The organism is Streptomyces venezuelae (assembly GCF_008642295.1).
In the GTDB taxonomy this organism is placed as follows: Bacteria; Actinomycetota; Actinomycetes; order Streptomycetales; family Streptomycetaceae; genus Streptomyces; species Streptomyces venezuelae_C.
In genome coordinates this window covers 6306719-6332667 of the sequence record NZ_CP029190.1, presented here as the reverse complement: position 1 = coordinate 6332667, position 25949 = coordinate 6306719, and the positions used below count along the sequence as shown (strand labels likewise).

Below are 25949 nucleotides of genomic sequence, written 5' to 3'. Positions count from 1 at the left end.
GGGCCCGCGGCCGGTTCAGCCGGCCTGTCCGGCCGACTTCTGCTTCTCGTAGCGTTCGAGGATCGCGGGCATCTCGGCGCTGACGAAGGCGAGGAAGCGCTCCATGTTCGACAGGCGCAGCAGGCGCTCCTCGGCGGCGCCCTCGGCCCGGAGGCCGTCCAGTCCGGCGCGTGCGACCCGGTGGAAGTCGGGGAACTCGGAGAAGATGCCCCTGACCTTCGGCGCCCAGCTGTTCTCCCGCAGCCGGATGGTGTAGTCCTCGGTCAGCGAGCCGGTGCGCTCGAACACGCTGACGGGGTCGTTCTCGGGCGTGAGCTGGTCGACGATGCGGTCGATCGCGGCACGCGGCACGCCGAGGACCTCGGCGATCTGACCCGCCGTCTGGGCGGCCGGATCGCAGATCATCATCCAGCCGACGACGCGGCCGCGGTCGTGCGGCATGCCGTCGTTCTCGTAGTAGTACTGGGCGACCTTCTCCACGAAGGACTTCTCGCCCTCGGTGAGCTTCACGGGTGCGGTGTCAGCGGCCATGGGGCCCTCTCTCTTCGCGTCGTCGGGCGGTGGCCGGCCGGGCGGCCGGTCAGGCGGAGGTGCTCTGGAGGTGGCGCTCCCAGCGCGCGGACATGTCGGCGAGGTCGCCGACGATGTGCCGGAAGAGCTCCTCGATCTCGGCGATGCGCCGACGGCGCTCCGGGGTGGCGTCGGCCAGCACCTCCAGGCCGTACTGGAAGATCCGGTGGTACTCGGGCCAGCTGGCGAAGGTGTCGGAGACCGCCTTCGGGTAGCCGTTGTCGACCAGGCGGTAGCGGGGCTCCTCGCCGTCCCCGCCGGTCCGGGTGTACAGCCCGGCCAGGGTGAGCTGTTCGAGGAGCTGCTCGATGCTCTCGGGAGCGGCGTCCACGGCCGCGCAGATCTGGGCCATGGTCTGTTCGGCGGGGTCGCTGATGATCATCCAGGCCATGACGCGGCCCTTCTCCCAGGTGACCCCGTGGGCCTCGTGGTAGTGCCGGGCGACCTCGTCGACGAAGGACCTCTCCGCCGGGGTCAGCGTGTCGTACCGCTTCTCACTGGGTGCGCTGCTCACGGGTTCCCGCCTTTCGGTTGCGACAGGGGCCGGGCCGCGGTGGCCGGATCCGGTGTCACCGCGGCGGACGACGGTCAGCCTGTCGAACCGGGCGCTGCGGCGCCCCAGGAGAACCCCCAGCAGGGACCCCAGCTCCCCCGGGACCGGTGCTCAGGCGCTGTGCCGCAGTGGGGCCGGCACCGCGCCCACCGGGGACAGCGCACGGGCCAGTTCGGAGCGTTTGCGGATGCCCAGCTTGCTGTAGGCCTGTCCGAGGTGCCATTCGACGGTCTTCACCGTGATGAACAGGGCCTGCGCGATCTCCTTGTTGGTCAGGCCCTCGGACGCCTTGTCGGCGACGCGCTGCTCCGCGGGCGTCAGCGCGGCCGCGTCTTTGGACGTGGCGGGAGCGGGCCGGGCCCCGGTCAGTCGCAGTTCGGCGTGCGCCGCGTTCTCCAGGGACTCCGCTCCGCAGCCGCGGGCCAGTTCGGCCGCCGCGGTGAGCCGCTGCCGGGCGCCCAAGCGGTCACCGCCGCGGCGCAGCGCGCCCCCGAGGGCGAGCAGGACACGGGCCCGGTCCAGGGGCAGCGGCAGCTCCGCCAGCAGGTGATCGGCCTGCTCCATGCGCCGGATGCCCTTGTCGCCTCCGACGATCTCTCCGTACGCGCAGAGGGCGGCGGCCAGCGGCTGGGCCGCGCCGAGGGAACTCGCCCGTTTCACCTCGTCGAAGGCGAGCGTGCGGGCGGCGGACGCGCCCACTCCCAGTGCGAGCGCCCGTACGCCGTCGACGAACCAGCCGCCCGTGGCACAGAAATGGCGCCACGGGCCCTTCTGAGCGAGGCGCCGGCAGTCGAGGAATTCGCGGACCGCCTCCCTCGTACGCCCCAGCGCGGCGAACAGCCTGCCACGGGCCACACGCACCGGCAGGTACACGGCGCCACCGTGCAGGCCGTCGGCCAGGCCCTGGCGGGCGAGCAGGTCCGCGGCCTCCCCCGCACGGTTCTGCTCGATCATGCAGTGGATGAGCACGGCCGTGGCGAGCGGTACGTGGACCGTCTCCAGGTCCTTCGCGCCGGTGCGGCCGAGCAACGATCGAGCGGCGTCCGCGGCCTCGGTGATCCGTCCGGTGTCGAGCAGCACCATGGCCCGCAGGCTTTCCGCGGTGGCCGAGGCCAGCAGGTGCCCGGCCCGCGAGGCCGCAACGATGACCTCGTTCAGGACGCGTTCCGCACTGACCGGATCACCGCACTGGGCGAGCACCCAGGCGGCGATGGAGGCGGGGGGCAGTTCCACGTCGTGCGGGCCGAGCCGGGCACCGTCCGCGACCGCCGCGGCCGACAGCCGGGCCACGCGGTGCAGCGGCCGGCCCCGGGACAGGGCCTCCGCGGCGGCGTGGGCACACAGGGTCGCCCGGTCCTCGACGTGAGGACCGGAGGGGCACGGAGCCTGCGTGGTGGCGAACAGCCGGTGCAGCACGGCCCCCAGGGCCCAGAGCTGGCTCCCGCCGGCCGAAGTGTGACCGGAGAGCGTCTCGGCGGCCTCATCGGGGCGGCCGGCGGCGGCGAGGGCCTGGGCGAGGTCGAGGCGTATGGCGCGTTCCAGGTCCGGCCTCGGCCTCCGGTGCAGAGCCTCGGTCAGACACTCGACCGCCGCGGGCTCGTGGGCGCGTAGTTCGGCCGCACCGAGTTCCGCCCAGAACGAGGCGTCCGTCTCGTGGGCGCTCAGTTCCCCCATGGCCCGGCGGAGGTAGCGGGCGGCGGACTGCGGGTCGCCCTGACCGACCAGCCGGCTGGACGCGGCCCGCAGTACGTCGGCGGCCCAGCGGTCCGGGCCCGGGTCGGTCCGGCACAGATGCTCGGCTGCGGGGACGGCGGTGGCCGGGTCCGTGCTGAGACACTCCGCCGCGGTCCGGTGGGCGGCATTGCGAAGCCGGGCCGGAATCCCCTCGTACACCACTTGCCTGATCACCGGTCTGTTGAACGCGTAGGGGGTGCCCGAAGCCAGCAGGCCCGCATCCCTGAGGACGCCCGCCGCTTCCGAGGCTCCGTCCTCGTCCAGTCCGGCAACCCGGGCGCAGTGCTGCGGCTCGGCCTGCCCGCGCAGTACGGCGACGGCCCGGGCAAGGGCGATCGCCCGGTCCGGCAGCCGGTCGAGCCTCCGTCGCACGCCCTGGGCGGCCCGGCCCGGAGCCAGGCCGTGGATCCGCGGGACGTCAGCTGCGACCGGGGCAATTCCGGCGCGCTCCGCCTCCCTCAGCAGTTCGAGGAGGTGCTGCGGGTTGCCCCCGGTCAGAGTGTGGCACGCCTCTGCGAAGGACTCGTCAGGGGTGTCGCCGAGGGTCTCGGCGGTGAGCTGCCGGACCGCGTCCGGGGTCAGTTCGCTGAGCGTGACCAGCTCGGCCAGCGGCGCGGCGCAGGCGGTCCGCAGCAGGTCACTGTGGGCGGCCTCCTCGGCCGGTGATGTCGCGAGAACGACGAGGATCGGGTCGTCGTCGAGCCTGTTGGCGAGGTAACTGACGAAGCGCAGTGATGCCGCGTCCGCCCACTGGGCGTCGTCGATGACCAGCAGCAGGGGTTGCCGTTCGGCGAGGTTGCGGCAGAGCCAGTACAGGCCGTGGAGCGCTGCGTAGAGCTGCTCTTCCACCGCCGGGCCGGTGCGGGTCTCCGCCTGCCCGTAGTCGAAGATGCCGCCGGCCAGGGCTGCGGGACCGGCCATCGGGTTCCGGCCCTCGCCGTGGTGCCCGCCGTCGAGGAAGCACTCGAAGAGCTGGCGCACCACCGTCCAGGGGAAGTCCCGCTCCAGTTCGCAGCCGCGGGCGTGCAGGATGCCGAAACCGAGGTCGGCTGCTTCCTCCCGGGCGCCTCGGAGCAGGCTGGTCTTCCCCAGCCCCGCGGCTCCCTCCAGTACGACCATTCCGCCGTTGCCTCTGTGCGCGCGCCGCACCCCGGCTTCCAGGAGTTCTCTTTCGTGGACTCGTTCCAGAAGGACCGCGCCCTCGCGCCGCATCTGCTTCACACCTTTCGGAGAAGAGTGACTGTCCGTCCGCTGAGCAGTTGACGTGATGTTCTTCGCAGGGGTGCTCGCCTCGATCGGTGAGACCGTACATCGGCCGGACTCGCCAGGTCCGTTCAGGAGCCGTCAAGGAATCGCAGTAGCAATTTCCGGCCACCTCGGGGGCTCGGCCAACACGACCGCCCGCACCGGCGACGGCCGGTGCGGGCGGCTGTGTTGGCGGAATGCCGAGTGCGTGTCAGGCGGCGCGCAAGGCAACCGGCAGGCTGTCGAAGCCGACCATCTGCGGAGGCAGTGCCCACCCGACGGCATCGCGGTCCACCTGGATCTCCTGGAAGCGTTCGAACAGCACCTTCAGCACGAGCCGGGACTCCAGGCGGCCGAGGGCGTTGCCGATGCAGTGGTGCGTGCCGAAGCCGAAGCCGAAGTGCCGGCCCTCACTGCGGCGGTGGACGTCGAACGCCTCCGGGTCGGGGAACTGGCGCTCGTCCCGGTTCGCCGAGCAGAAGCTGGCTGCCACGTGCTGATTGGCCGGAATCATCACCCCGGCCAGCTCGACGTCCCGGGTCGAGGCGCGCAGCCCGGTCGTGATGGGCGGGCGGTGGCGCAGGACCTCCTCCATGGCCTGTCCGATCAGTTCGGGGTTGGCGCGGACCTCGGCCTGGGCCGCCGGGTTCAGGTCGAAGAGGTCTACGGCGTTGGCGATGGTCATGGTCGTGCTGATGTGGCCGCCGGCGAACATGACGTTGGCGAAGTTGACCGTCTCGTCCTCGGTGAGCCGGTCGCCGTCGAGCTCGGCGTTCGCGAGCCGGGTGAGCATGTCGTCCCCCGGTTTGTTGCGGCGCTCGCGCACCTTCTCCCGCAGATAGGTGATCGCCTCCTGCTGCAGCCGGCCCATTGCCTCCGCGAAGTCCGGCTGGGCCATCTCCTCCGGTGTCACGCCCATGACCTTGCGCGCCCAGTCGTAGAAGAGGTGCCGGTCCTCGGCCGGGAGACCGAGGATCTCCAGGATGACCGCGATCGGCACGGTGTAGGCGAGATCGGCCACCAGGTCGATGCGGTCCTTGCCGATGAAGCCGTCGATGATCTCATTCGTCGTACGGACGATCAGCTCCTCGTACTCGGAGATCGAGTGCGGGGTGAAGGCCGTGCTGAGGATCCCCCGTACGCGGGTGTGCCGCGGCGGGTCCATCTGCGGGAGGCTCTCCAGGCCCGTCTCGGGGAAGCCCATCCGGTGCATCTCCGAGGAGAAGGTCTCGGGGTGGGTCAGCACGTGCCGGGCGTCGGCGTACCGGTAGACCACCCACCAGCCCGTCACCGGGTCGCGGTGCACGGGGTGTTCGTCCCGCATCATGCGGTACCAGTCATAGACGGCGGGGTCGTTCACGTTCGGCTGCGCGGGGATCGCACTCACGTCGAGCTCGGACACCTCATCACCTTTCTCGCCCGGCGGTTCGGCCGGTGCGGCCAGACGCAGCCTGACGCGGCGGGTTCCCGCCCGCACCCGGGCCTTCCCCAGTTCCGACCCCAGCAGGGCCCCGGAGGCTACGGAGTTCCGGTGGGACCGATCCCCTGGCGAGCGCGCCAGCGGTCCAGGACGCCGCTCAGCTCCGCCATCATGAAGGCGAAGAACTCGCCGCTCTCGGACAGCCGTCGGCCGGCCGCACTGTCACCGCCGACCGCGTCGACACCCTCCTTCAGGACGCGGATCCAGCGGAGCATCGTCTCGTCCCGCTGCGCCATCGACTCGAACCAGGCGTTGTCGCGCACCCTGTAGCGGTCGCGGCGCGAACCGGGCTCCCGCTCCCGGCTCACGAGGCCGACCCGGACCAGGTACCCGACGGCTCCCGACACGGCGGCCGGGCTCACCTGGAGCCGTTCGGAGAGCTGAGCCGATGTCAGAACGCCCCTGTCGTGCGCCATCAGGCAGCTGAACACCCGGGACGGCATGCGCGGCATGCCGGCCTCGGCCAGCTCCGAGGCGAACCGTTCGACAAACTCCGACACCGCCTCCGTATTCCGCTTCGCATCGCCCACCTGGGCCCCTCCCGCTTCCTCGTTGTGCGCCGGACCCGTTTTAACGGTTCCTTATCTTCACAGGTTTGTGAAATCACAGTAACTTCATCAGCATGACGAAGGCAATCATGTTGTCCGACCTGCGGAAGTCCTTCGGTCGGGTGCAAGCCCTCGACGGGCTCCACCTCACAGTGGAGACGGGCGAGGTACACGGTTTCCTCGGGCCCAACGGGGCCGGCAAATCCACCACCATTCGGGTCCTCCTGGGCCTGCTGCGTGCGGACGGCGGAAGCGCCCGACTGCTCGGCAAGGACCCCTGGAACCAGGCCGTCGAACTCCATCGCCGCCTCGCCTATGTGCCGGGTGACGTGGAGCTCTGGCCCAACCTCACGGGAGGTGAGGCGATCGACCTGCTGTCCCGGCTGCGCGGCAGCCTCGACAAGCAGCGCCGGGACGAGCTGATCGAGCGCTTCGACCTCGATCCCACCAAGAAGGGCCGCACGTATTCCAAGGGCAACCGGCAGAAGGTCGCCATCGTCGCGGCCCTCGCCTCGGACGCCGAACTGCTGCTGCTCGACGAGCCGACCGCCGGCCTCGACCCGCTGATGGAGGTGGTGTTCCAGGACGTCATCCTCCAGGCCAAGGCGGCCGGCCGGACCATCCTGCTCTCCAGCCACATCCTGGCGCAGGTGGAGAAGCTCTGCGACCGCGTCAGCATCATCCGCCAGGGGCGGGTGGTACAGACCGGCACGCTGGGCGAGATGCGCCACCTCACGCGGACGACCATCGAGGCGGAGACCTCGGCACCCGTCACGGGCCTGGAGTCCCTCCCCGGTGTCCACGGCCTGCGCACCGAGGGCAACCGGGTGCACTTCGCCGTCGACGGAGCGTACCTCGACACGGTGATCCGCAGGCTTTCCCAGTTCGGGCTGAGCAGCCTGGTCAGCCACCCGCCGACCCTGGAGGAGCTGATGCTGCGCCACTACGGCGACCAGCTCGCCGCCAACGGCCGGGCCGCCGCCGGGGACGGTGTCCGGTGACCACCACCACCGCCTCCCCCGCCCCCGCGCGCGCTCGCGCCGCAGAGGGCGGCCGGGTGTTCGCCGGGGCCGGCACGCTCCTGCGGTTCAACCTCCGCCGGGACCGCATCAGGATCCCCGTCTGGGTCTTCGCCCTCTTCGTCGCCTCGGCGGGTACCGCGAACAACGTCAAGACGCTCTACCCCACGGCCGCCGACCGGGCCTCGATCGCGCGCAGCTCGGACACCCCCGCCGTGCTGGCCATGACGGGCCCCCGGCACTACCTGGAGGACTACACCTTCGGTGCCATGCTCGGGCACCGCATGCTCGGCATCGCCGCCGTCCTGGTGGCCCTGATGAGCGTCCTCATCGTCACCCGGCACACCCGGGCCGAGGAGGAGACGGGCCGCGCGGAGCTGGTCCGCTCGGCCGTCGTGGGCCGGCATGCCCATCTCGCCGCCGCGCTGGCCACGGCCGCCGTCGCCAACCTCGGCCTGGCCCTGCTGCTGGCCGTCGGCCTCGGCGGCATGGGGATCGAGGGCATCGGCTTCGGCGGGGCCCTGCTGTACGGACTGGCCCACGCCTCGGTCGGCCTGGTGTTCGCGGGCGTGGCCGCGATCACCGTACAGCTGACCGCGCACTCCCGAGGAGCGTCGGGGATGGCGCTCGCCGCCATCGGCGCCGCCTTCGCCCTGCGGGCCTCCGGCGACGTCGGCAACCAGGCCCTCTCCTGGTTCTCGCCCATCGGCTGGGCCCAGCGCACCTATGTCTTCGTCGACGACCGGTGGTGGCCGCTGCTGCTCTCCCTGGTGCTCGCGGGGGCATGCACGGCCGTGGGCTTCCGCCTGAGCACCCGCCGGGATGTGGGCGCCGGCCTGCGGGCTGCCCGCACAGGCCCGGCGGCGGCTTCCGAGGCGCTGTCGCGGCCCTTCGGTTTCGCGTTGCGGCTGCACCGCGGCCTGCTCATCGGGTTCGGTGTCGGCGTCTTCCTGCTCGGTACGATGTACGGCTCGATCCTCGGCGATGCCGAGGACATGCTCAAGGACATCGAGCAGGTGCAGGACGCGCTGAAGCGGCTCGGCGGAGCCACCGTCGCGGAGTCCTTCGCGGCGATGGTCATGTCGATCGTGGCCGTGGTCGTCGCCGTGTACGCGGTCATCGCCGCCTTGCGGGCGCGCGCGGAGGAGACCGCCGGACGCGCCGAACCCGTCCTCGCCACCGGCCTCTCCCGGGCCGGCTGGCTGGGGAGCCACCTCGCGGTCGCGATGGCGGGCGGCACCCTCCTGCTGCTGGTCTCCGGTATTGGCCTGGGGATCTCCGGCGCCGGCTCGACCGGTGACGGCGGGCTCTTCCTGAAGCTGGTGGGCGCGGCCCTCGCCTATGCCCCGGCCCTGTGGGTGACGGTGGGCGTCACGGCGGCGCTGCACGGCTGGTTCCCGCGGGCCGCCGCCGTCGCATGGGTGGTACCGGTGAGCGCGTTCGCGATCGGCTATCTGGGACAGCTGTTGCAGTTCCCCGGATGGGTGAACAACCTGTCCCCGTTCGGCCATGTGCCGCGACTGCCCGCCGCCGGGATGGACTGGACGCCGATGGCGGTCCTCACCCTCGTGGCTGCGGGGCTGGTCTGGCTCGGCCTGGAGGGCTTCCGCCGCCGGGACCTCGACACGAAATAGCCCGGCAAGAGCGGGGCGGCGTACGGACTGTGACGCCGCCCCGCTCCTCGTACGCCGGCACTCACCCGTGCACGGGCCACCCCCTCCACATCGACGGCCGGCTCATCGGCGCGCGGTCGTCCGCGACCGGCAGGATGAGCGTCACGGAGAAGACGGGGCACGGCAACGATGTCCAGGTTGCCGCCCATCGCCTCGGTGAGGTCTCTGCACTGCCTCAGTGCGCGCCGTCGGCCACGACCTGCGCACCCCGCCGGCCGGGGCCCCGGCCGCGGTGAGCTCGCTGCGCAGCACGAACGCGGAGGTCCTCTCTGCGGAGGACCGGGCGGAACTGCTCGCCGCGGCCGAGACGGGCCTGCTGCGGCTGAGCCGGCTGGTCGGGAAACCTGCTCGACCTCAGCCGGCTCCAGGCGGGCGCCCTCACCCTGAACCTGCGGACCACCGTTCGAAGAAGTACTCCCGGCCGCCCTGGACTCCCTGGCGGCCGACCCGCCCTGCCCCACCGTGGCCGACGTGCTGCCCGCGGCCTGACCGCCGCGGCGTACGACGCGACCGTGCGAGGCGGCTCAGCGGCGTCTTGCCGTGGGGAGGGTGAGGTCCACCGCGAAGGCACTCCCTGTGGCCGCGACCCGGACGGTACCGCCCATGGACTCGGTGAGGTCGCGGGAAAGGCGCTGCGGCAGGCTGTCCGTCCTGCCCCGCAGCGTCTCCGGGTCCGCCGCTCCGTCGGTCACTCGGATGACCAGGTGCCCGTCGGCGGTCTCCGCGACGAGGTGCGGCGGCCGGTCCGGCGGGCTGTGCCGCAGCGCGTCGGCGGCCACAGTGGCCAGCACCCGGGTGAGGACGGCCGCGTCGGCGATCACGTCCGGCAGCTGCTCGGGCAGTTGGCAGTCGATCGTGTGGCCGCCGGGTCCCAGGTCGTCCAGCGCGGCGGCGAGCGCCTCGTTCAGGTCCACCGGGCGGAGGTAGAGGTCCAGCGCCCCGGCCTCCAGACGGCTGAGGTCGTCGAGTTCGCCCAGCAGCCGGGCCGCCCGGTGCTGTGCGGAGCGGACGACGCCGAACAGCCTGCGGCCCTCCGGGTCCTGTGCGGCGCGTGCCCGCAGCCCGGCCAGCGCGCTTTCCGTGGTGCCCAGCAGGTCCCGCAGTTCCCGGCTCGCGGTGAGGAAGCCGGCGGCCCGGCTCCTTTCGGCCTCGGCCCGCAGTCCCGCCTCGGCGGCGGTGGCCGCGAGCCGTCCCTGCGTATGGGCCATGGCGAGCTGAGCGGCGCACACCCCGAGGACGCGCTGGTCGTCACCGCCCAGGCGGCCGGACGCCACCAGCGTCAGCCGCTCGTCGACGGGGCTTTCCACATCGGCCTCCGAGGGGTGCTCGGGCGGATGCTCGCCCGCACTGGCGACGACGTACCAGCGGGGCTCGGCCACGGGCTCCGTGTCCCGCTCCAGCAGGCTCACCGCATCCAGCCCGAAGTCTTCCCGCACCTGCTCCAGGAGCGCCGGCAAGGCCTGCCCGCGCATCATCCCCGCCGCCAGCCGGCTCAGGGCCCGTGCCTCCGCCCGGGCCCGTACCGCCTGCCGGCCATGGCGGGCCGCCCTGCCCGCGGAGGTGCCTACGATCACAGCCGCGGCGACGAAGACCACCAGTCCGAGGATGTCACCGGTGCCGCGGACGCTCAGGGAGTGGTACGGCTCCGTGAAGAACCAGTTCGCGAGGAGAGCCGCGGCCACCGCGGCCAGAAGCGCCGGGAGCAGGCCGCCGACGAGTGCGATCACGACGACGGCCAGCAGGTAGACGACCAGGTCGAACGAGAGGTCGACGACGTCGCGGGCCAGGGCGAGGAGCGCGGTGATCACAGGGAGCACCACGGCGGTGAGCAGGAGCGCCGTCCACACCCGCCGACGGCCGGCGGCTACCCCGAGGCGCGGGATCCGCGGCGTGGTGGTTCCCGCCGCCGCCTCGTGGGTGATGACGAACACGTCGATGGGACCGGACCGCTGGATGGTGCGCTGTCCGACGCTGCCCTGGAGGAACGTGGAGAGCCTGCCGCGTCGGCTCGCCCCCAGCACGACCTGGGTGACGTTCTCCGCCTCGGCGAACTGGATCAGCGCGTCAGGGACGTTGTCGCCGGTGGTCTGGTGGTAGCTGCCGCCCAGTGACTCCACGAGGGTGCGCTGGGCGGCCAGCGCGGCGGGGTCGGCGTGCACCAGGCCGTCGGCGGGCACCACGTGCAGGGCCAGCAGTTCACTGCCCGGGGTGCGGGCGGTGATCCTTGCGGCCCGCCGGATCAGGGTCTCGCCCTCGGGGCCGCCGGTCAGGCCGACCATGATGCGCTCACGGGTCTCCCAGGGCCCGGTGATTCCGTGTTCGGCGCGGTAGCGCAGCAGGCCTTCCTCCACCCGGTCGGCGAGCCACAGCAGGGCGAGCTCCCGCAGGGCGGTGAGGTTGCCGATGCGGAAATAGTGGGAGAGGGCGGACGCGATGCGGTCGGGGGCGTAGATGTCGCCGTGGACCATGCGGCGGCGCAGCAGTTCGGGGGGCAGGTCGACGAGCTCGACCTGGTCGGCGCGGCGGGCCACTTCGTCGGGCAGAGTCTCGCGCTGCGCGACGCCGGTGATCTGCCGCACCACGTCGCGCAGGGACTCAAGGTGCTGGACGTTGAGCGTGGTGGTGACGTCGATCCCGGCGTCCAGGAGCTCCTCGACGTCCTGCCACCGCTTGGCATGGCGAGACCCCGGCACGTTGCTGTGGGCCAGCTCGTCCACGAGGGCCACCTGCGGGTGGCGGGCCAGGACTGCGTCCAGGTCCATCTCGGTGAACGCCGTCCCGCGGTACACCAGGGTGTGCCTCGGTACGGTCTCCAGGCCCTCGGCCAGGGCGGCGACGGGGCGACGGCCGTGGGACTCGACGAGCGCGGTGACCACGTCGGTGCCTTCCGACCTCAGCCGCAGGCCCTCCTCCAGCATGGCGTACGTCTTGCCGACCCCGGGAGCCGCCCCGAGGTAGATCCGCAACCGTCCACGCGGCATCGTAGAGCTCCCGCCGCTCGTCACTCCACAGCGCCCTGCCCTCCATCATGCGCCGGTCCCCCGAAGCACGGCCTGCCGACCGTCGGGCCCTGCTCCATGCGGCTCCCCGGGTGCGGCTGCCCCCACGTCCCCATGGAGGTGGGCACGCACTACCGCACCTCGGCGCTGCTCTTGGCCGTGACCGTCAGGCCGACGATCAGGCCTGCCGGCAGCAGGGCGCCCGCCGCCCACCAGAGGGTGTGCGTGTAGGCGTCCAGCAGCACCACGCCGAAGTCCGTGGGCAGCGCCTCGCGCAGCTGTGCGGAGACGATGCTGCCGAGCACCACCGTGCCGATCACCGCACCCATGTGATCGGCGGAGACGAGCGTGGCCGAGGTCGCCCCGGAGTGCTGCGGGGCGACGCCGCCGGTGGCGATGGCGTAGATCGGCGTGGAGGCCACGCCGGTGCCGAAGCCGACGAGGAGGAGGCCCGGCAGCACCTGCGTCAGGTACGTGCCGTGGGGCTCGAGGCCGGCCAGGAGCACCAGCCCGAGGGCCGTGACCGCCAGGCCCGCCGTGATCAGGATCCGGGGCGCCGTGCGGTGCAGCAGGCGGGCGGAGACCTGGGTGGCGCCGATGACGAGTGCGAGGACCAGCGGCAGCAGGGCCGTTCCGGCTCTGAACGGCGGATAGCCGAGGACACGCTCCAGGTAGTGGCTCAGCAGCGGAAGGACGGCGAGGGTGCCCATGCCCGCCAGGACCATGGCCAGGAAGGAGCCGAGGCGGTTGCGGTCCCGGAGGACGTACGGCGGCAGCAGCGGACTCGACGTGATGGTCTGCCACCACAGGAAGGCCGCGAACAGCAGCACGCCACCGATGATCAGGGCCAGGGTCAGGAAGTCGGTCCAGCCGCGCGGCTGGCCCTCGTGCAGGCCGTACACGAGGGCGGTGAGACCGCCGGTGCCGAGCAGCACGCCGAGTACGTCGAACCGGGCGCCGGTACGGCCTCCCGTACGGGCGGGCAGCAGGGTCACCGCGCCGATGACGGCGACCACGGCGAGGGGAACGCCTGCGTACAAGGACCAGCGCCAGTCCAGCGCCTCCAGCAGCCAGCCGCCCGTCAGCAGTCCGAGTGCCGTACCGCTGCCGACGGTCGAGGCGTAGATCCCGAAGGCCCTGCTGCGTTCCTTGGGGTCGGTGAAGCTGTTGGCCACCAGGGCCAGTGCGGAGACGGTCAGCAGTGCGCCGAAGAGGCCCTGTGCGAGGCGGGCCCAGAGCAGCAGGTCGACATGGCCGGCCGAGCCGGCGAGCCCGTACGCCGCTGCCGATCCGACCAGGCCGGTGATCAGGGTTCGCTTGGGCCCCAGCAGGTCCGCGATATGGCCGCCGAGCAGCAGCATGCCGCCGAAGGCCAGTACATGGGTCCGGTACAGCGGGCTCAGGTCGTCGGAGTCGAGGTGCAGGTCTGTCTGGAGCCCCGGTACGACCAGGTTGAAGGTGGTCGCTTCGAGCAGCACCAGCAACTGCGCCAGGACGACCACCGCCAGGCCCCACCAGCGCCTGGGGTGCGGGGCGGCCGGGTCGGGGAGAACGGGCGGGGACGGCGGCACGGACCGGACACCGGGCAGCGGGCCCGGGGGCGGCCCGAACCCCTGCAGGGGGCTCGCGTGGGCCGGAACCGTCGGGGCGTACCCGGGCGGCGGGGGCAACAAGGGGGCCTGCGGCGACTGCTGGGCCTGCGAAGGCAACTGTGCCGGGGGCTCCGCGGGATGGATCCGGGGGTCCACCGGCGCAGCGGCGCTTCCGGAGGCTGCCGCCGCCGGGGCGTAGTCGAGCAACCGTCCTGCATGACGGCCGAGTTGGGCCAGCACCGCACCCGGAAGCCACTCCGCCGCCTGATCGGTGGCCGTGCGCGCGGCCACCTCTTCGGGAGTGGGCCGTTTGGCCGGGTCCTTGTGCAGACACGCGCCGACGAGTTCGACCAGGCTCTCCGGTACGCCGGTCAGGTCCGCCTCGTCCTCGGCGATGCGGAAGAGGTGGGCACTCAGGCCGGTGTCCCTGGCGCCGAAGAGCAGCCGCCCGGTGGCGGCGTACACGAGGACGGCGCCCAGGCAGAAGACATCGCTGGCGGGGGTGAGTTCGAGACCGCGGACCTGTTCCGGGGACATGAACCCGGGCGAGCCGATCAGCATGCCGGTACGGGTGTGCAGGCTGTCCCCGGCGAGGCTGTCCATCGCCCGCGCGATGCCGAAGTCGATGACGCGGGGGCCGTCCACGGTGACGAGCACATTGGACGGCTTGAGGTCACGGTGGATCAGGCCCGCCTCGTGCACGGCTTGCAGGGCGAGGGCGAGCCGGTTGGCGAGGGTGTGCACCGAGTGTTCGGGCAGCGGCCCGAAGCCCTCGGCGACCACGGAGTGCAGATCGGGCCCGGGGACGTACTGTGTCGCCACCCAGGGCACGGCGGCCTCGGTGTCGGCGTCGAGCACCGCGGCCGTCCAGCTCCCGCCCACCCGCCTCGCCGCAGCCACTTCACGCGCGAACCGCCTGCGGAACTCGGGGTTGCCGGCGTATTCGGCCTGCACCACCTTCACGGCCACGGTACGGCCGCCCTCGGAGCGCCCCAGATAGACGAGGCCCATTCCGCCTTCGCCCAGCCGGCCGATCAGGCGGTACGGGCCTATGGATGCCGGGTCTTCGGCAAGGAGATCGTCCACGGAAGGAAGATAGTCCAACTGTCCGACAGGCGTGGGGCCATCAGGCGGATCACGCACCCCTGCCGACCCGGAACCCGCAGGCATCGCACGGCGCCGGCCCGACGGCGGGCTCGGCCACCCCGGCTGCCCCGAGCCCCGAATTCAGAAGAGCACAAGGGCCCGGCACAAAGGCCCCGACAGCAGTGGCTTTCGCCCCTTTCCCCCTTTCACCGCGTCGGCAATGTTGGTTTCAAGATCACAAAACGGTCCGGGAAGGACGATGCGAAGTGACCTCCTCTGCACCCGCTTTCGACGAGATCCATGCCCCGGAAGAGTGTCCGTGCGCCGGTTGCCTCTATGAGGCCCGCACCGCTCGCCGCTCAGCACTTCCCGGCCACAGGGCGGCCAGGGCTGCCCTCGTCGCCGGCCTGGCGGGCGGCGTCACCCTCGTGAGTGGTGCCGGCACCGCGTTCGCGGCGGACTCGGCACCGGGCGAAGCCGCGCCGCAGCGGTCGGCCGCCTCCTCTTCCACGGGCGCCACCATGGCCGCGGCGAAGGAATCGGGACACGGCCAGGGCGCGCCGGGGCCGCTGTTCGGCGCGTCGAATTACCGGGCCTCGCAGGACATGCGACTGTCCCGGGAGCAGATCATCGCCCGGGCCCAGGTCTGGGCGAATGCCAAGGTGCCGTACAGCATGAGCCGTTACTGGTCGGACGGCTACCGCATGGACTGCTCGGGCTTTGTCTCCATGGCCTGGGGACTGCGGGACAACCAGTGGACCGGCAGTCTGGCCTCGTACGGCGTCCGGATATCGAAGAGTGAACTCCAGCCCGGTGACATGCTGCTGTTCCACAACTCGGCGAATCCGGTGGCCGGTTCGCATGTGGTGATTTTCGGCGGCTGGGCGAACTCGGCCAAGACCCAGTACATCGCCTACGACCAGACCCGGCCGCACACCCTCAAGCGCACGACGCCCTACGCCTACTGGAACAACTCCGCGGGCTATGTGGCATACCGGTACAAGAATCTGAGCTCGAACAACGGCGGCGAGAGCAGCACCGGCTTCCCGGGCGCGGACAAGTTCGGCCCGGGAGCCAACAACCAGCACGTGACCGAGCTGGGCCGGATGCTCGTCCAGCGCGGTGGCGGCTCCTACTACACCTCGGGCCCCGGCCCCCGCTGGTCGGACGCGGACCGCAAGGCCACCCAGGCCTTCCAGCGGGCGCAGGGCTGGACCGGCAGTGACGCGGACGGCATTCCCGGCAAGGCCACCTGGGACTACCTGAAGAACGGCAAGGGCAGGAACATCAACGCCGGCGGCGGGAACGGGAGCGGGAACGGCGGCAGCAGCGCCTTCCCCGGCGTGCAGCATTTCCGTCCGGGCGCTGTCAATGCACACGTCAATGCACTCGGTGTGCAGTTGGTGAAGAAGGGTTTCGGAAAGCACTACTCCCAGGGGCCCGGGGAGCGGTGGACCGAAAGCGACCGGCGCAACGTCGAGGCCTTCCAGCGCGCCCAGGGCTGGTCGGGTTCGGCAGCGGACGGCTACCCGGGCCCGGAGACCTGGCGCCGGCTCTTCGCATAGCCCCGGGACCGGGTCACGCCCAGGCGGCGAGGACCTCCGCGGTGGTGGTGACCGTGGCGACCAGGGCGAGGGAGTTCCGGAGCACCTGGGCGGTGTACTCGGCCGGCACTCCGGCGATCGCGTCGGCCGGGACGACCACCTGGTAGCCGAGGTTCACCGCGTCGAACACCGTGTTGGGAACGGCCACGTTCGAGGACACCCCGGTGACCACCAGGGTCCGGCAGCCGAGGTTGCGCAGCAGCGCGTCCAGATCGGTCCCGGCCATCGGGGAGAGGCCGTGCAGCCGCCGGACGATCAGGTCCTGTTCGGCGACCTCGATGGGCGCGGCCACCCGCACGGCCGCGCTGCCGGTCAGCTGCTGGACCGGCAGCTTCCCCGCGGCACGGAACAGCCGCGCATTGGTGTTGGCGCCCCGGCCGTCCGGCCGTCGTTCCGCCACCGCGTGCAGCACCTGTACGCCGGCCCGGTGCGCGCCCGCCACCAGCTCGGCGACCCGGCCCAGCATGCCGGAGGCCTGCGCCTCCTTGGCCAGTTCGGGGAGGGCGCTGTCCTCGCCGACCACGCCGTTCTGGCATTCGATGGTGAGCAGCGCGGTGGTTCCCGGTTCCAGCCTCTGCATCTTTCCCCCTGGTGCGACCCCTGGTGCCACGGCGGCGGAACCCGCATGATTCCTGACACACAGTCAGATGTGAAGGGGTGCGGCACGGATGGACGAGACCCAGCGGCGCGGCCGGCGGATCATGATGACCGAGCAGGAAGTGGACGTCTTCCTGCGGGAGCAACGGACCTGCCGGGTGGCCACGGTGTCCCACGACGGCCGCCCGCACGTCGGCGCCCTGTGGTTCGTCTGGGACGGCAGTTCCCTCTGGCTGTACTCGATCACCCGCAGCAGGCGCTGGGCGGACCTGCGCAAGGATCCGCGGATCTCGGTGGTGGTGGACGCGGGCGAGTCGTACGACGAGCTGCGCGGGGTGGAACTGTCGGGCAGCGCCGTCTTCGTGGGCGAGGCGCCCCGGACCGGCGAGCCCTGCCCCGAACTGGAGGAGGTCGAACGGCTCTTTCCGGCCAAGAACTTCGGTATCGAGGAGATGCCGCACGACGGCCGCCACGCATGGCTGCGCCTCACCCCGGACACCGTGGTCTCCTGGGACTTCCGCAAACTGTAGAGACGCGGCCGGCTCGGCCGGTGCGGCGGGCTCAGCCGACTCGGCCGGCTCGGCCTTCGATCCGCGCCGCCGTGGCGCGCAGCGCGTCCACCGCCGCCCTGATGGAGGGCCTGCGGTCGGCGTCCGCCCGCCAGACCACGTACACATGACGCCGTACGGTGTCGCAGACCGGCAGCAACCGGACTCCGGCCGGTACCGGGCCGCGGCCCAGCCGGGGCGTGACGCACACCCCGAGGCCCGCCTCCACGAAGGCCAGCTGGGTGTGGTGCTCCTCGGCGATGTGCGCGATGCGCGGCTCGATACCGGTGCCGCGGAGCGTGAAGACCAGCCACTCGTGACAGAACTGGCCTTCGTTCCAGGAGACCCAGTCGTCCTCGGCGAACTCCGCCAGGGAGATCTCGGTGCGGCCGGCGAGGGGGTGCGAGGCGGGGACCGCCACATCGGCCGCATCGTCGAGGAGGTGGGCCCGGACCAGTTCGCCCGGGACGGGCATCCGCTTGTTGTACCAGTCGATCGCCAGCGCGAGATCGAGATCGCCGCGCACCACGGCGGCCATGCTCTCCGCCGGCTCCATCTCGCGCACCCGCACCCGCAGCTCCGGATGGTCCGCCCGCAGCCCGGTCAGGGTGTCCGGAAGCAGCCCCCGCATGGCGGTGGGGAACGCCCCGATCCGCAGCTCCCCCACCGCACAGCCGCGCTGGGCCTCCACATCCGCCTGGGCGAGCTCCACCTGGGAGATGATCCGCGCGGCATGGCCGGCGAGCAGCCGTCCGGCGTCGGTCAGCCGCACCCCTCGGCCGTACTTGGCCAGCAGCGGCTGGCCGACCTCGCGTTCCAGCTTGGCCATCTGCTGGGACACCGCCGAGGTGGTGACGTGCAGTCCTTCGGCGGCGCCGCTGACCGAGCCGTGGCGGGCGAGGGCATCGAGGGTGCGGAGGCGCTCCAGGTTCAACATGTAAGCAATGCTACGCCGTCAGCCCAAAAGAATCTCGCTTGTCCTACGAGATCGTCGGGCCCAGAGTGGGGGGTATGAGCGCCCCCACCACCACCAGGTCGATCCGCCTCCGCCCCTCCCTCGCCACCGCGGCCGGCACCGGCCGCGCCGCCCTCGACTGGCGGATCCGGTTCGGCGTGCTCTCCGTGATCTGGGGCTTCAGCTTCCTCCTGATCAAGGTCGGCACCGAGGGCTACGCTCCGTTCCAGGTGGCCCTCGGCCGGGTCTTCTTCGGCGCGCTCGCGCTGCTCGCCGTCCTGTTGTTCCGGCGGGAACCGCTGCCGCGGGGGCTGCGCACCTGGGGTCATCTGGCGGTGGCCGCGCTGCTCCTCAACACCGTGCCGTTCTCACTGTTCGCGTACGCCGAACTGTCCATCCCCTCCAGCCTGGCCGGGATCTGCAACGCCACCTCGCCGCTGTGGGGCATGGCCCTCTCCCTGGTCGCCCTCTCCGAGGACCGCCCGACCCGCCGCCGGGTGGCCGGCCTGGGCCTCGGCTTCCTCGGGGTGCTCACCGTGCTCGGCGCCTGGCAGGGCTTCGCGGGGGTCGATGCGAAGGGCACCGCGCTCGCCCTGCTGGCCGCGCTCTGCTACCCGATCGGCTGGATCTACGTACGCCGCACCCTGGCGGACACCCCGGGGTCCCCGGTGGCGCTGACCGGCGGCCAGCTGCTGCTGTCGACCGTGCAGCTCGCCCTGACCAGCGCGGTCTTCACCACCGCCCCGGCCTCCTTCCCGCTCTGGCCGACCCTCTCGGTGATCGCCCTGGGCGCGCTGGGCACCGGCATGGCCCTGCAGATGCAGTACGCGCTCGTCACCGAGATCGGCCCGACCACCGCCCAGATGGTCACCTACTTCATCCCGGTCATCGCCACCACGGCCGGCGTCCTGGTCCTGGGCGAACAGCTCCACTGGAACACCCCGGTGGGCGCGGCCATCGTCCTGGCCGGCGCAGCCCTCACCCAGCCCCGCCGCCGGACCTGAGCCCTGCTACTCTCCCGGCGATCACCACATCATGCTCCGGGGGGACCGCATGCCCATCTTCGTATTCCTGCTGACGCTCGGTCTGGCCGCATTGACCGCCGGGTTCTGGGTGGCCTTCGACGTCCGGGGTGCCGCGCGCTCGCTGGAGCGGTACAGCGCACGCAACGCCGAACTCCGGGCGCAGGCCCAAGGCCGGCTCGGGCCGCCGGACCGGGTGGCCTCGGCCGTGTTCTTCCGCATCCTCGCCGGGGTGGTCGGCGCCGCCGGCTCCGTCCTGACCCTCCTGTCGACCGCCCTCCTGGCCGGAGCCTGACCGCCACGTCCCGGCCCGCCCTGCAGGTCCGCCAGACGCGCTAGACGTACCGGGTCGCCGAGGTCGGACGGACCGCGGCGGCGATGGCCTCCGCCAGGGACGGTACGTCCGCGGGCGTCAGCCGGGAGACCGTGACCCGGATGCCCGGCGCGCTCTCCACCCGGAAGCGCGCCCCCGGGGCCACCGCCCAGCCCGCCGCCAGCAGCCGGGTGACCACGGCCGTCTCGTCCCCGACCGGGATCCACACGTTCATCCCGGTGCGCCCGTACGCGGCCACACCCCGCGCCGCCAGCTCGGCCACCAGCGCATCGCGCCGCTCCCCGTACCCCCGCGCCACCACCGCAGGGTCCACCGCACCCGTGTTCCAGAGCTCCAGCAGCGTGTACTGGAGCAGCCGGCTGACCCAGCCGGGCCCCAGCCGCTGCCGGCCGCGCACCCGGTCCAGGGTCACCGGGTCCCCGGTGACCAGCGCGAGCCGCAGATCCGGCCCGTACGCCTTCGCGGTGGACCGCACCAGCGCCCAGTGCCGGGTCAGTCCGCCGAGCGGGTGCAGCGGGAGGTCCACGATCCCGTGCCCGTGGTCGTCCTCGATGACGAGCACCCCGGGGTGCCGGGCCAGCAGGGACCGCAGCGCGGCTGCCCGGGCCGCTCCGACCAGCGCTCCCGTCGGGTTCTGCGCCCGCGAGGTGACCAGCAGGGCCCGTGCCCCGGCGGCCAGTGCCGCGGCCACCGCGTCCGGCCGCGGACCCTCCTCGTCCACCTCGACCGGCAGCACCCGCAGCCCCAGCGCCGGCACCAGGTCCAGCGCGCTCCCCCACCCCGGGTCCTCCACCGCCACCGCGTCGCCCGGCTTGAGGTGGGCCGCGAGCACCCGCTCGATCCCGTCCAGGGCACCCGAGGTCAGCGCCAGCGGCCCGTCCGGCACGCCCTCCGCCGACAGCCCCGCGCGGGCCAGCCGCGCCAGTTCCGGAACAACCGGTTCCTGCCCGTACTCCGTGGGTGCCTGCGCGTACCGCCGCGCAGCTGCCGCCAGCGGCCCCGCCAGGGCGGGCAGCAGCGCCAGGTCCGGGTTGCCGCTGGACAGGTCCCGGGCGCCCGCCGGTACGGCGATTCCCATCGCCTCCCTCGGAGTGCTCGCCGGCCGTGCCCGGACCCGGCTGCCGCGCCGGCCGTCCGTCTCGATGACCCCCCGCTCGCGCAGCGTCCGGTAGGCCGCGGCAACCGTGTTCGGGTTGACGCCCAGCCGGGCCGCGAGCTCCCGCATCGGTGGCAGCAGTGCGCCGGGCGCGAGCTCCCCCGAGCCCACCCCCGCTTCGACACTGGCCGCAATCTCCGATGCGCGTCCACCTGTGATCAGGTAATCTCCTAGCACAAACAGCATTATGCACTAGTGCAATGGAGTTGGCACCATGACCGCCCCCACCGAAGCCACCGCCGCCTACGAGCGCACCGACCGGACCGTCCCCACCCGGTCCGCCGACCGGGCCCACTACGACCGCGCGACGGTGCACTCGATACTCGACCAGGCGTACGTCTGCCACCTCGGCTTCGTCCGCGACGGCGCCCCGGTGGTCCTGCCCACCCTCTACGGCCGGGTCGGCGAAACCCTCTACCTGCACGGTTCCACCGGATCCCGCCCGCTCCGCGCCGCCGCGGCCGGCGGCCCGGCCGCCGAAGCGGACCCGGGCCTGCCGGTCTGCGTGACCGTCACCCACGTGGACGGCCTGGTGCTCGCCAAGTCCGCGTTCCACCACTCGATCAACTACCGCTCGGTGGTGATCCACGGCATCGCCCGCACCGTCACCGACGAGGCGGAGCGCCGCAGCGCCCTCGACGCCCTCGTGGACCACGTGGTTCCGGGCCGTGCCGCCGACTCCCGGCCGGCCAACGCCAAGGAACTGGCCGCCACCGCCGTGATCCGGCTGGACCTGGCCGAGGTCTCCGCGAAGATCCGTACCGGCGGCCCGAACGACGAGCCCGCGGACCTGTCCCTCCCGCACTGGTCGGGCGTGGTCCCGGTCGCGCAGACGTACGGGACTCCGGTCCCGGCCGCCGATCTGGCCCCCGGCATCGCGACCCCGGACTACCTCGCCGCGCTCTGAACCGGCACGGGCGCCGGCTGCTGCTCAGAGCGCGGAGCCGGCACCGGACGGCGGGCCTCCGCGACGATCAGCGCGAGGACCGCCGTCAGGAGCAGTACGGTTCCCAGCACCACCGCGCCGGTCAGCTGCTCCCCCAGCACCAGCACGGCGATCACCGCCGCGCTCACCGGCTCGATCAGCATGATCACCGACACCGTGGCGGCCCGCACCGCCGCGGCCCCGGCGAAGTAGAGCGCGTACGCGAGCGCGGTCGGCACCGTGGCCACGTACACCAGCAGCCAGAGCACCCGCCCGAGTTCGGCGGTGTGCGGCAGCAGCCCCTCGACCAGGGCGAGCGGGAACAGGCAGACCGCGCCCACCCCGACCGACCAGGCCGTGGTCACCAGCGGGTCGCCGGCCGCGCCGCGCTGCCCGCTCCACCGGGTCCGCAGGGCCATCCCCGCGTATCCCGCGGCCGACAGCAGGGCCAGGCCGACGCCCAGCGGACGCACCTCGCCGCCTCCACTGCCCAGCACGAGGACCACCAGACCGGCGAGGGCACCCAGGACGGCAGCCGCACCACCGCGCCCGAGCCGCTCGCCCATCCAGTACCGGGCGCCCAGGGCGATCAGCACCGGACCGGCGCCGAGGGTGACCACGGTCCCGACGGCCAGCCCGGTCTCCTGCACCGCGCCGAAGTAGGCGGCCTGGAAGAGGGTGAACAGCAGGCCGGTGCCGACCAGAGAGCCGAACGAGGGGCGGGGCGCGGCGCTCCCGGGGCGGCGGCGCCGCAGCGCCAGCACCCCGAGCAGGACGGCCAGGCCGCCCGCGGACCGCCAGAACGTCAGGGACAGCGGCCCGAGGTCACTGGCCAGGAAGAGGAGGGAGGCCGCCGCCCCGGCGGTGCCCCAGGCGGCTCCGGCGACGACGAGGTACAGCAGACTGCGCCCGGCGGGCGAGTGGTTCGACACGTGTTTCTCCGTGCGTGCGTGAAGGATGAGGAAGGGCCTGTGTCATCGCTTCGCGGGCAGCACGGACCGGCCCGGGAACTCACCGGGCCGAGGTCTCGCTCTCAGCGGTAGCCGCCCGCGTCAGGCGGCGGGCGGCGGAAGCACGGTCGAATGCACGGTCCACACCCTATGCCGCGGTCTTTTCCCGGTCCAGCGCGTCCATTTCGGGCCCGGCCGGCGCCTGAGGCCGGGCGGACTGCGCGATCAGCGCCCCGCCCAGTACCAGCCCGCCGCCCAGGATCTGCGGCGCGGAGAGGTGTTCGCCGAGCAGCACCCAGGCCAGCACGGTGGCGACGACCGCCTCCAGGCAGGCCACCACCCCGGCGACCTGCGGCGAGAGCCGGCGCACCGAGACCACCCCGGTCAGGTACGCGAGCACGGTCGCGATCAGTACCACCCAGCCGAGCAGCGCCAGGGCCGGCACCTCGGTACCCGCCACCGAGGCGTCCCCGCCGAGCACCTCCCAGTCCATCTGCCAGGGCCGGGCGATCAGCGTCATCACCAGGGTTCCGATGATCAGCCCGTACGCCGCGACGCCCAGCGGGTCCGGCACATCGTCCCCGTCCGCGCCCTGGTCGGCGAAGATGAAGTAGAAGGCCTGGCAGCAGGCGGCGGCCAGCCCCAGCGCGACGCCCAGGGGGTCCAGGCTCAGCCCCGCCCAGATCTCCACCACGCAGGCCAGCCCGACCACGGCCACCGCCGCACCGGCGGCAGCGGCCCGGGTGACGGGCTTGCGCTGGACGAAACGGATGTAGCCGAGAAGCAGCGCCGGGCCCAGGTACTCCAGCAGGAGGGCCACGCCGACCGGGATACGGGACAGGGAGGCGAAGTAGAAGGCCTGCACACCGGCCACCGCTATCAGGCCGAAGCCGGCCAGCAGGGCGGGCTTGCGGCGGACCAGATCGCGGTGCCGCCAGGCGAGCGGCGACAGCACCAGCGCGGCCCCGGCCACCCTGAGCCAGACCATGTGCAGCGGGTCCAGACCCGCCTCGATCAGCGGCTTTGCCGCAACTCCCGAACCGCCGAACGCGGCTGCCGAGACGAGCGCGAGGCCCAGTCCGGCGTTCTTACCTGACGCTTGCATCGGGCCATCATGACAGTCGCCGTCAGGAGCGTCACACCGGTGACGCCTGTTGGGACGGTCACACACTTTCTGACAAGCCGTCAGTATTGAATGTTTCGGCCGCCGGGGCTACGTTCCGCGCACGTACCCGACGAGAAGGGCTGGTCGCATGGCTGAAGTCACCGCGGAATCACGCATCGAGGCGTCTGCCGCGAAGGTCTGGTCCCAGCTGACGGACTGGGGTGCGTACGGCCAGTGGAGCATGACCCACACCAGCTTCCCCAAGGGCGGACCGGAGACCTTCGCGGTCGGGTCCACCTTCGAGGAGAACATGAAGATGATGGGCTTCCCCGCCGAGGTCACCTGGACCATCGAGGAGCTGGAGGCGGAGCGGGTGTTCGCCATCAAGGGCAAGGGCCCGATGGGCGTGGTGGTGGGCACCAAGTACACGCTGATCCCCGACGGCGGGGCGACCACGGTCCGCATCGACGGGGAGTTCACCGGCGCCGCCGTCTCGCTGATGGCGGGGAAGCTGAAGGACTCGGCCACGGCGGCGCTCAACGAATCGCTGCGCAAGCTGGCGAACCTGATCACCTGATCCGCCCGACCCACGACGGCAGGCAGTGCAGCAACACAGCTGCACTGCCTGCCGCGCCATGAGGTCAGTGCTCGTCGGCCAGGATCAGGTAGAGCTTCTTGCGCGCGTCATTGATGACCGCGACCGCCTTCTTCCGCTGGTCGGGCGTGCCGGCCTTCCAGACCTGCCCGAACGCCTCCATCAGGCCGAAGCCGGCCGTCCGGATCTCGTGCATGGCCTCCCAGTCGACACCGCGCCCGGCCTCTTCCCAGGGCGCCGCCGGACCCGCCTCCGCTTCGGTGCGGCCGGCCTCGGTGAGCGTGAACAGCTTCTTGCCGCCCTCGCTCGCGCTGCTGATCAGGCCCTCGTCCTCGAGCATCTGCAGGGTCGGGTAGACCGAGCCCGGGCTGGGCTTCCAGGCCCCGCCACTGCGCTCGCCGATCTCCTGGATCATCTCGTAGCCGTGCATCGGCCGGTCGGCGAGCAGCGCCAGGATCGAGGCGCGTACGTCACCGCGCCGGGCCCGCCGATGCGGGCCGCCCCTGCCGCCACGACCCCCGAAGGGCCCGCCCGGACCGCCGCCCCATCCGGGACCGAACGGCCCGAAGGCACCGCGCCGCCCCTCGAACTCACCCTGACGATCGGGCCCACAGTGCCCGTGTCCACGTGAACGCATGGCTGCGCTCCTTTCATCGTCGATCGTTCGCGATGCTTCAACGATATATCGGGACAGCTCGTTCGACAAGGATGTCCGGCGAAGACGCCCGGCGCAGGCCGACGGCAACGGCGAGGCCACTCATGTCGGATTGGCCTTGGATGATCACTCAGGGCGCGCCCTACGGTCGGGGCATGCGTATCCGAATCGTCGATGCCTTCACCGACCGTCCCTTCGGCGGCAACCCCGCCGGCGTCCTGCTCCTCGACGGGGAGTTCCCGCCGGACAGCTGGCTCCAGCAGGTGGCCGCCGAGGTCAACCTCTCCGAGACCGCCTTCGCCCACCCGCTGCCCCCCGGCGGCGACGCCGACTGGGCCCTGCGCTGGTTCACCCCTGCCGCCGAGGTGGACATGTGCGGCCACGCCACCCTGGCCACCGCACACGTCCTCGCACAGAGCGGCCTGGCGACCGGCCGGGTCCGGTTCTCCGCCCGGTGCGGGATCCTCATCACCGAGGCGGCCGGTGACGGCACCCTGACGATGGACTTCCCCACGTCCTCACTGACCCCGTGGGAGCCGCCGGCCGCGGTTGCCGCCGCGCTCGGCGGGGTGGAGATCCTCTCGGCCCACGACACCTCCCCGCACATCGGCGACCTGCTCATCGAGCTCGCGGACGAGAAGACCGTCCGCGACCTGCGCCCCGACCATGCCGGGCTGCGGAGCTTCACCCAGCGCGGGCTGATCGTGACCGCCCCCGCCGAGGACCCCGCCCGCGGCTACGACTTCGTCTCCCGCGGCTTCTTCCCGGTGGTCGGGATCGACGAGGACCCCGTCACCGGCAGCGCCCACACCGCCCTGGCCCCGTTCTGGGCGGCCCGCCTCGGCCGTACCGAGCTGACCGGCCTGCAGGGCGGGGCCAGGCAGGGGCTGGTGAAGGTCACCCTCGCCGGCGACCGCACCCTGCTCACCGGCCGGGCCGTCACCGTCATCGACGGCGAACTGCTGACCGCCCCCGGCACGGCCTGAGGGCCGGCCGGCAGGCAC

The 25949-nt window shown here is 72.4% G+C and carries 22 protein-coding genes and 1 pseudogene; 9 read left to right on the top strand and 14 right to left on the bottom strand.

The genetic code is table 11. The features are described 5' to 3' along the window. Positions 1–15: 15 nt before the first annotated feature. The 5 genes from DEJ50_RS28590 to DEJ50_RS28570 form a co-directional block, all read right to left on the bottom strand. On the bottom strand, positions 16–531 hold the full coding sequence (locus DEJ50_RS28590; RefSeq protein WP_150210958.1) for a hypothetical protein: 516 nt from the start codon (positions 529–531) through the stop codon (positions 16–18). A gap of 49 nt (positions 532–580) precedes the next feature. Further along, complete coding sequence (locus tag DEJ50_RS28585) at positions 581–1084, bottom strand: hypothetical protein (protein WP_150210957.1); 504 nt, start codon at positions 1082–1084, stop codon at positions 581–583. 150 nt (positions 1085–1234) lie between these two features. Continuing rightward, entirely contained in the window at positions 1235–4069 is a 2835-nt protein-coding gene (locus DEJ50_RS28580; RefSeq protein WP_150210956.1) for an ATP-binding protein, read from the bottom strand. 244 nt (positions 4070–4313) lie between these two features. Further along, positions 4314–5504, bottom strand: coding sequence for a cytochrome P450 (locus DEJ50_RS28575; protein ID WP_150210955.1), 1191 nt, complete (start codon positions 5502–5504; stop codon positions 4314–4316). A gap of 116 nt (positions 5505–5620) precedes the next feature. Further along, positions 5621–6082 (bottom strand): GbsR/MarR family transcriptional regulator, encoded by a 462-nt coding sequence (locus DEJ50_RS28570; protein WP_223837940.1) that lies wholly within the window; start codon positions 6080–6082, stop codon positions 5621–5623. Positions 6083–6204: 122 nt separating this feature from the next. Between DEJ50_RS28570 and DEJ50_RS28565 the strand changes: the two genes are divergently transcribed. After that, positions 6205–7131 (top strand): ABC transporter ATP-binding protein, encoded by a 927-nt coding sequence (locus tag DEJ50_RS28565; RefSeq protein WP_150210954.1) that lies wholly within the window; start codon positions 6205–6207, stop codon positions 7129–7131. Next, positions 7128–8783 carry an ABC transporter permease gene (locus DEJ50_RS28560; RefSeq protein WP_150210953.1) on the top strand — a complete coding sequence of 552 codons (1656 nt, stop codon included), beginning with the start codon at positions 7128–7130 and terminating at the stop codon, positions 8781–8783. Before DEJ50_RS28565 ends, DEJ50_RS28560 begins: the two co-directional genes overlap by 4 nt. 943 nt (positions 8784–9726) lie before the next feature. Here DEJ50_RS28560 and DEJ50_RS35645 read toward each other — a convergent pair. From DEJ50_RS35645 to DEJ50_RS35470, 3 genes and pseudogenes are all read right to left on the bottom strand, one after another. Next, positions 9727–10074: a hypothetical protein gene (locus tag DEJ50_RS35645; protein ID WP_411757695.1), complete on the bottom strand. Its 348-nt coding sequence runs from the start codon at positions 10072–10074 to the stop codon at positions 9727–9729. Between the two features lie 277 nt (positions 10075–10351). Continuing rightward, a pseudogene (locus tag DEJ50_RS35640) lies at positions 10352–11803 on the bottom strand (DUF4118 domain-containing protein); the annotation flags it as partial. A gap of 149 nt (positions 11804–11952) precedes the next feature. Further along, positions 11953–14499 (bottom strand): MDR family MFS transporter, encoded by a 2547-nt coding sequence (locus DEJ50_RS35470; RefSeq protein ID WP_190344741.1) that lies wholly within the window; start codon positions 14497–14499, stop codon positions 11953–11955. A gap of 266 nt (positions 14500–14765) precedes the next feature. Between DEJ50_RS35470 and DEJ50_RS28540 the strand changes: the two genes are divergently transcribed. Continuing rightward, positions 14766–16064, top strand: coding sequence for a peptidoglycan-binding protein (locus DEJ50_RS28540; protein WP_223837939.1), 1299 nt, complete (start codon positions 14766–14768; stop codon positions 16062–16064). 13 nt (positions 16065–16077) lie between these two features. On the opposite strand, the gene DEJ50_RS28535 is transcribed toward DEJ50_RS28540, so the two are convergent. Further along, positions 16078–16683, bottom strand: a complete 606-nt coding sequence (locus DEJ50_RS28535) for a cysteine hydrolase (RefSeq protein WP_150210949.1) — start codon at positions 16681–16683, stop codon at positions 16078–16080. Between the two features lie 88 nt (positions 16684–16771). Between DEJ50_RS28535 and DEJ50_RS28530 the strand changes: the two genes are divergently transcribed. Next, positions 16772–17230: a pyridoxamine 5'-phosphate oxidase family protein gene (locus tag DEJ50_RS28530; protein WP_150210948.1), complete on the top strand. Its 459-nt coding sequence runs from the start codon at positions 16772–16774 to the stop codon at positions 17228–17230. Positions 17231–17261: 31 nt separating this feature from the next. Here the strand turns inward: DEJ50_RS28530 and DEJ50_RS28525 are convergent, their stop codons facing one another. Further along, positions 17262–18185 carry a LysR family transcriptional regulator gene (locus DEJ50_RS28525; RefSeq protein WP_150210947.1) on the bottom strand — a complete coding sequence of 308 codons (924 nt, stop codon included), beginning with the start codon at positions 18183–18185 and terminating at the stop codon, positions 17262–17264. 38 nt (positions 18186–18223) lie between these two features. Between DEJ50_RS28525 and DEJ50_RS28520 the strand changes: the two genes are divergently transcribed. Next, positions 18224–19207 (top strand): DMT family transporter, encoded by a 984-nt coding sequence (locus tag DEJ50_RS28520; RefSeq protein WP_411757648.1) that lies wholly within the window; start codon positions 18224–18226, stop codon positions 19205–19207. 49 nt (positions 19208–19256) lie between these two features. After that, the gene (locus tag DEJ50_RS28515; RefSeq protein ID WP_150210945.1) at positions 19257–19520 is read left to right on the top strand and encodes a hypothetical protein; all 264 of its coding nucleotides are present in this window, start codon (positions 19257–19259) and stop codon (positions 19518–19520) included. A 40-nt stretch (positions 19521–19560) separates the two neighbouring features. On the opposite strand, the gene DEJ50_RS28510 is transcribed toward DEJ50_RS28515, so the two are convergent. Then, positions 19561–20892, bottom strand: a complete 1332-nt coding sequence (locus DEJ50_RS28510; RefSeq protein WP_411757647.1) for an aminotransferase class I/II-fold pyridoxal phosphate-dependent enzyme — start codon at positions 20890–20892, stop codon at positions 19561–19563. 37 nt (positions 20893–20929) lie between these two features. Between DEJ50_RS28510 and DEJ50_RS28505 the strand changes: the two genes are divergently transcribed. Beyond that, on the top strand, positions 20930–21622 hold the full coding sequence (locus tag DEJ50_RS28505) for a pyridoxamine 5'-phosphate oxidase family protein (protein ID WP_150210943.1): 693 nt from the start codon (positions 20930–20932) through the stop codon (positions 21620–21622). On the opposite strand, the gene DEJ50_RS28500 is transcribed toward DEJ50_RS28505, so the two are convergent. Next, a complete protein-coding gene (locus tag DEJ50_RS28500) occupies positions 21604–22572 on the bottom strand; it encodes a DMT family transporter (RefSeq protein WP_223837938.1) in 969 nt (322 codons plus the stop codon). The two genes, DEJ50_RS28505 and DEJ50_RS28500, sit on opposite strands and share 19 nt — an antisense overlap. Before the next feature lie 166 nt (positions 22573–22738). Continuing rightward, on the bottom strand, positions 22739–23695 hold the full coding sequence (locus DEJ50_RS28495; RefSeq protein ID WP_150210942.1) for an EamA family transporter: 957 nt from the start codon (positions 23693–23695) through the stop codon (positions 22739–22741). Positions 23696–23843: 148 nt separating this feature from the next. Between DEJ50_RS28495 and DEJ50_RS28490 the strand changes: the two genes are divergently transcribed. Further along, the gene (locus DEJ50_RS28490; protein ID WP_150210941.1) at positions 23844–24272 is read left to right on the top strand and encodes an SRPBCC family protein; all 429 of its coding nucleotides are present in this window, start codon (positions 23844–23846) and stop codon (positions 24270–24272) included. A gap of 64 nt (positions 24273–24336) precedes the next feature. Here the strand turns inward: DEJ50_RS28490 and DEJ50_RS28485 are convergent, their stop codons facing one another. Beyond that, on the bottom strand, positions 24337–24927 hold the full coding sequence (locus DEJ50_RS28485) for a PadR family transcriptional regulator (RefSeq protein ID WP_150210940.1): 591 nt from the start codon (positions 24925–24927) through the stop codon (positions 24337–24339). A 173-nt stretch (positions 24928–25100) separates the two neighbouring features. Here DEJ50_RS28485 and DEJ50_RS28480 point away from each other — a divergent pair, with 173 nt between their 5' ends. Further along, the gene (locus DEJ50_RS28480) at positions 25101–25931 is read left to right on the top strand and encodes a PhzF family phenazine biosynthesis protein (protein WP_150210939.1); all 831 of its coding nucleotides are present in this window, start codon (positions 25101–25103) and stop codon (positions 25929–25931) included. Positions 25932–25949: the final 18 nt, after the last annotated feature.

Bases quoted from the DNA above. Each gene is read 5' to 3' on its own strand.
- DEJ50_RS28590 (WP_150210958.1), bottom strand. From the start codon at position 531: ATGGCCGCTGACACCGCACCCGTGAAGCTCACCGAGGGCGAGAAGTCC.
- DEJ50_RS28535 (WP_150210949.1), bottom strand. From the start codon at position 16,683: ATGCAGAGGCTGGAACCGGGAACCACCGCGCTGCTCACCATCGAATGC.
- DEJ50_RS28505 (WP_150210943.1), top strand. From the start codon at position 20,930: ATGACCGCCCCCACCGAAGCCACCGCCGCCTACGAGCGCACCGACCGG.
- DEJ50_RS28490 (WP_150210941.1), top strand. From the start codon at position 23,844: ATGGCTGAAGTCACCGCGGAATCACGCATCGAGGCGTCTGCCGCGAAG.
- DEJ50_RS28515 (WP_150210945.1), top strand. From the start codon at position 19,257: ATGCCCATCTTCGTATTCCTGCTGACGCTCGGTCTGGCCGCATTGACC.
- DEJ50_RS28485 (WP_150210940.1), bottom strand. From the start codon at position 24,927: ATGCGTTCACGTGGACACGGGCACTGTGGGCCCGATCGTCAGGGTGAG.
- DEJ50_RS28565 (WP_150210954.1), top strand. From the start codon at position 6,205: ATGACGAAGGCAATCATGTTGTCCGACCTGCGGAAGTCCTTCGGTCGG.
- DEJ50_RS28495 (WP_150210942.1), bottom strand. From the start codon at position 23,695: ATGCAAGCGTCAGGTAAGAACGCCGGACTGGGCCTCGCGCTCGTCTCG.
- DEJ50_RS28580 (WP_150210956.1), bottom strand. From the start codon at position 4,069: ATGCGGCGCGAGGGCGCGGTCCTTCTGGAACGAGTCCACGAAAGAGAA.
- DEJ50_RS28480 (WP_150210939.1), top strand. From the start codon at position 25,101: ATGCGTATCCGAATCGTCGATGCCTTCACCGACCGTCCCTTCGGCGGC.
- DEJ50_RS28530 (WP_150210948.1), top strand. From the start codon at position 16,772: ATGGACGAGACCCAGCGGCGCGGCCGGCGGATCATGATGACCGAGCAG.
- DEJ50_RS28525 (WP_150210947.1), bottom strand. From the start codon at position 18,185: ATGTTGAACCTGGAGCGCCTCCGCACCCTCGATGCCCTCGCCCGCCAC.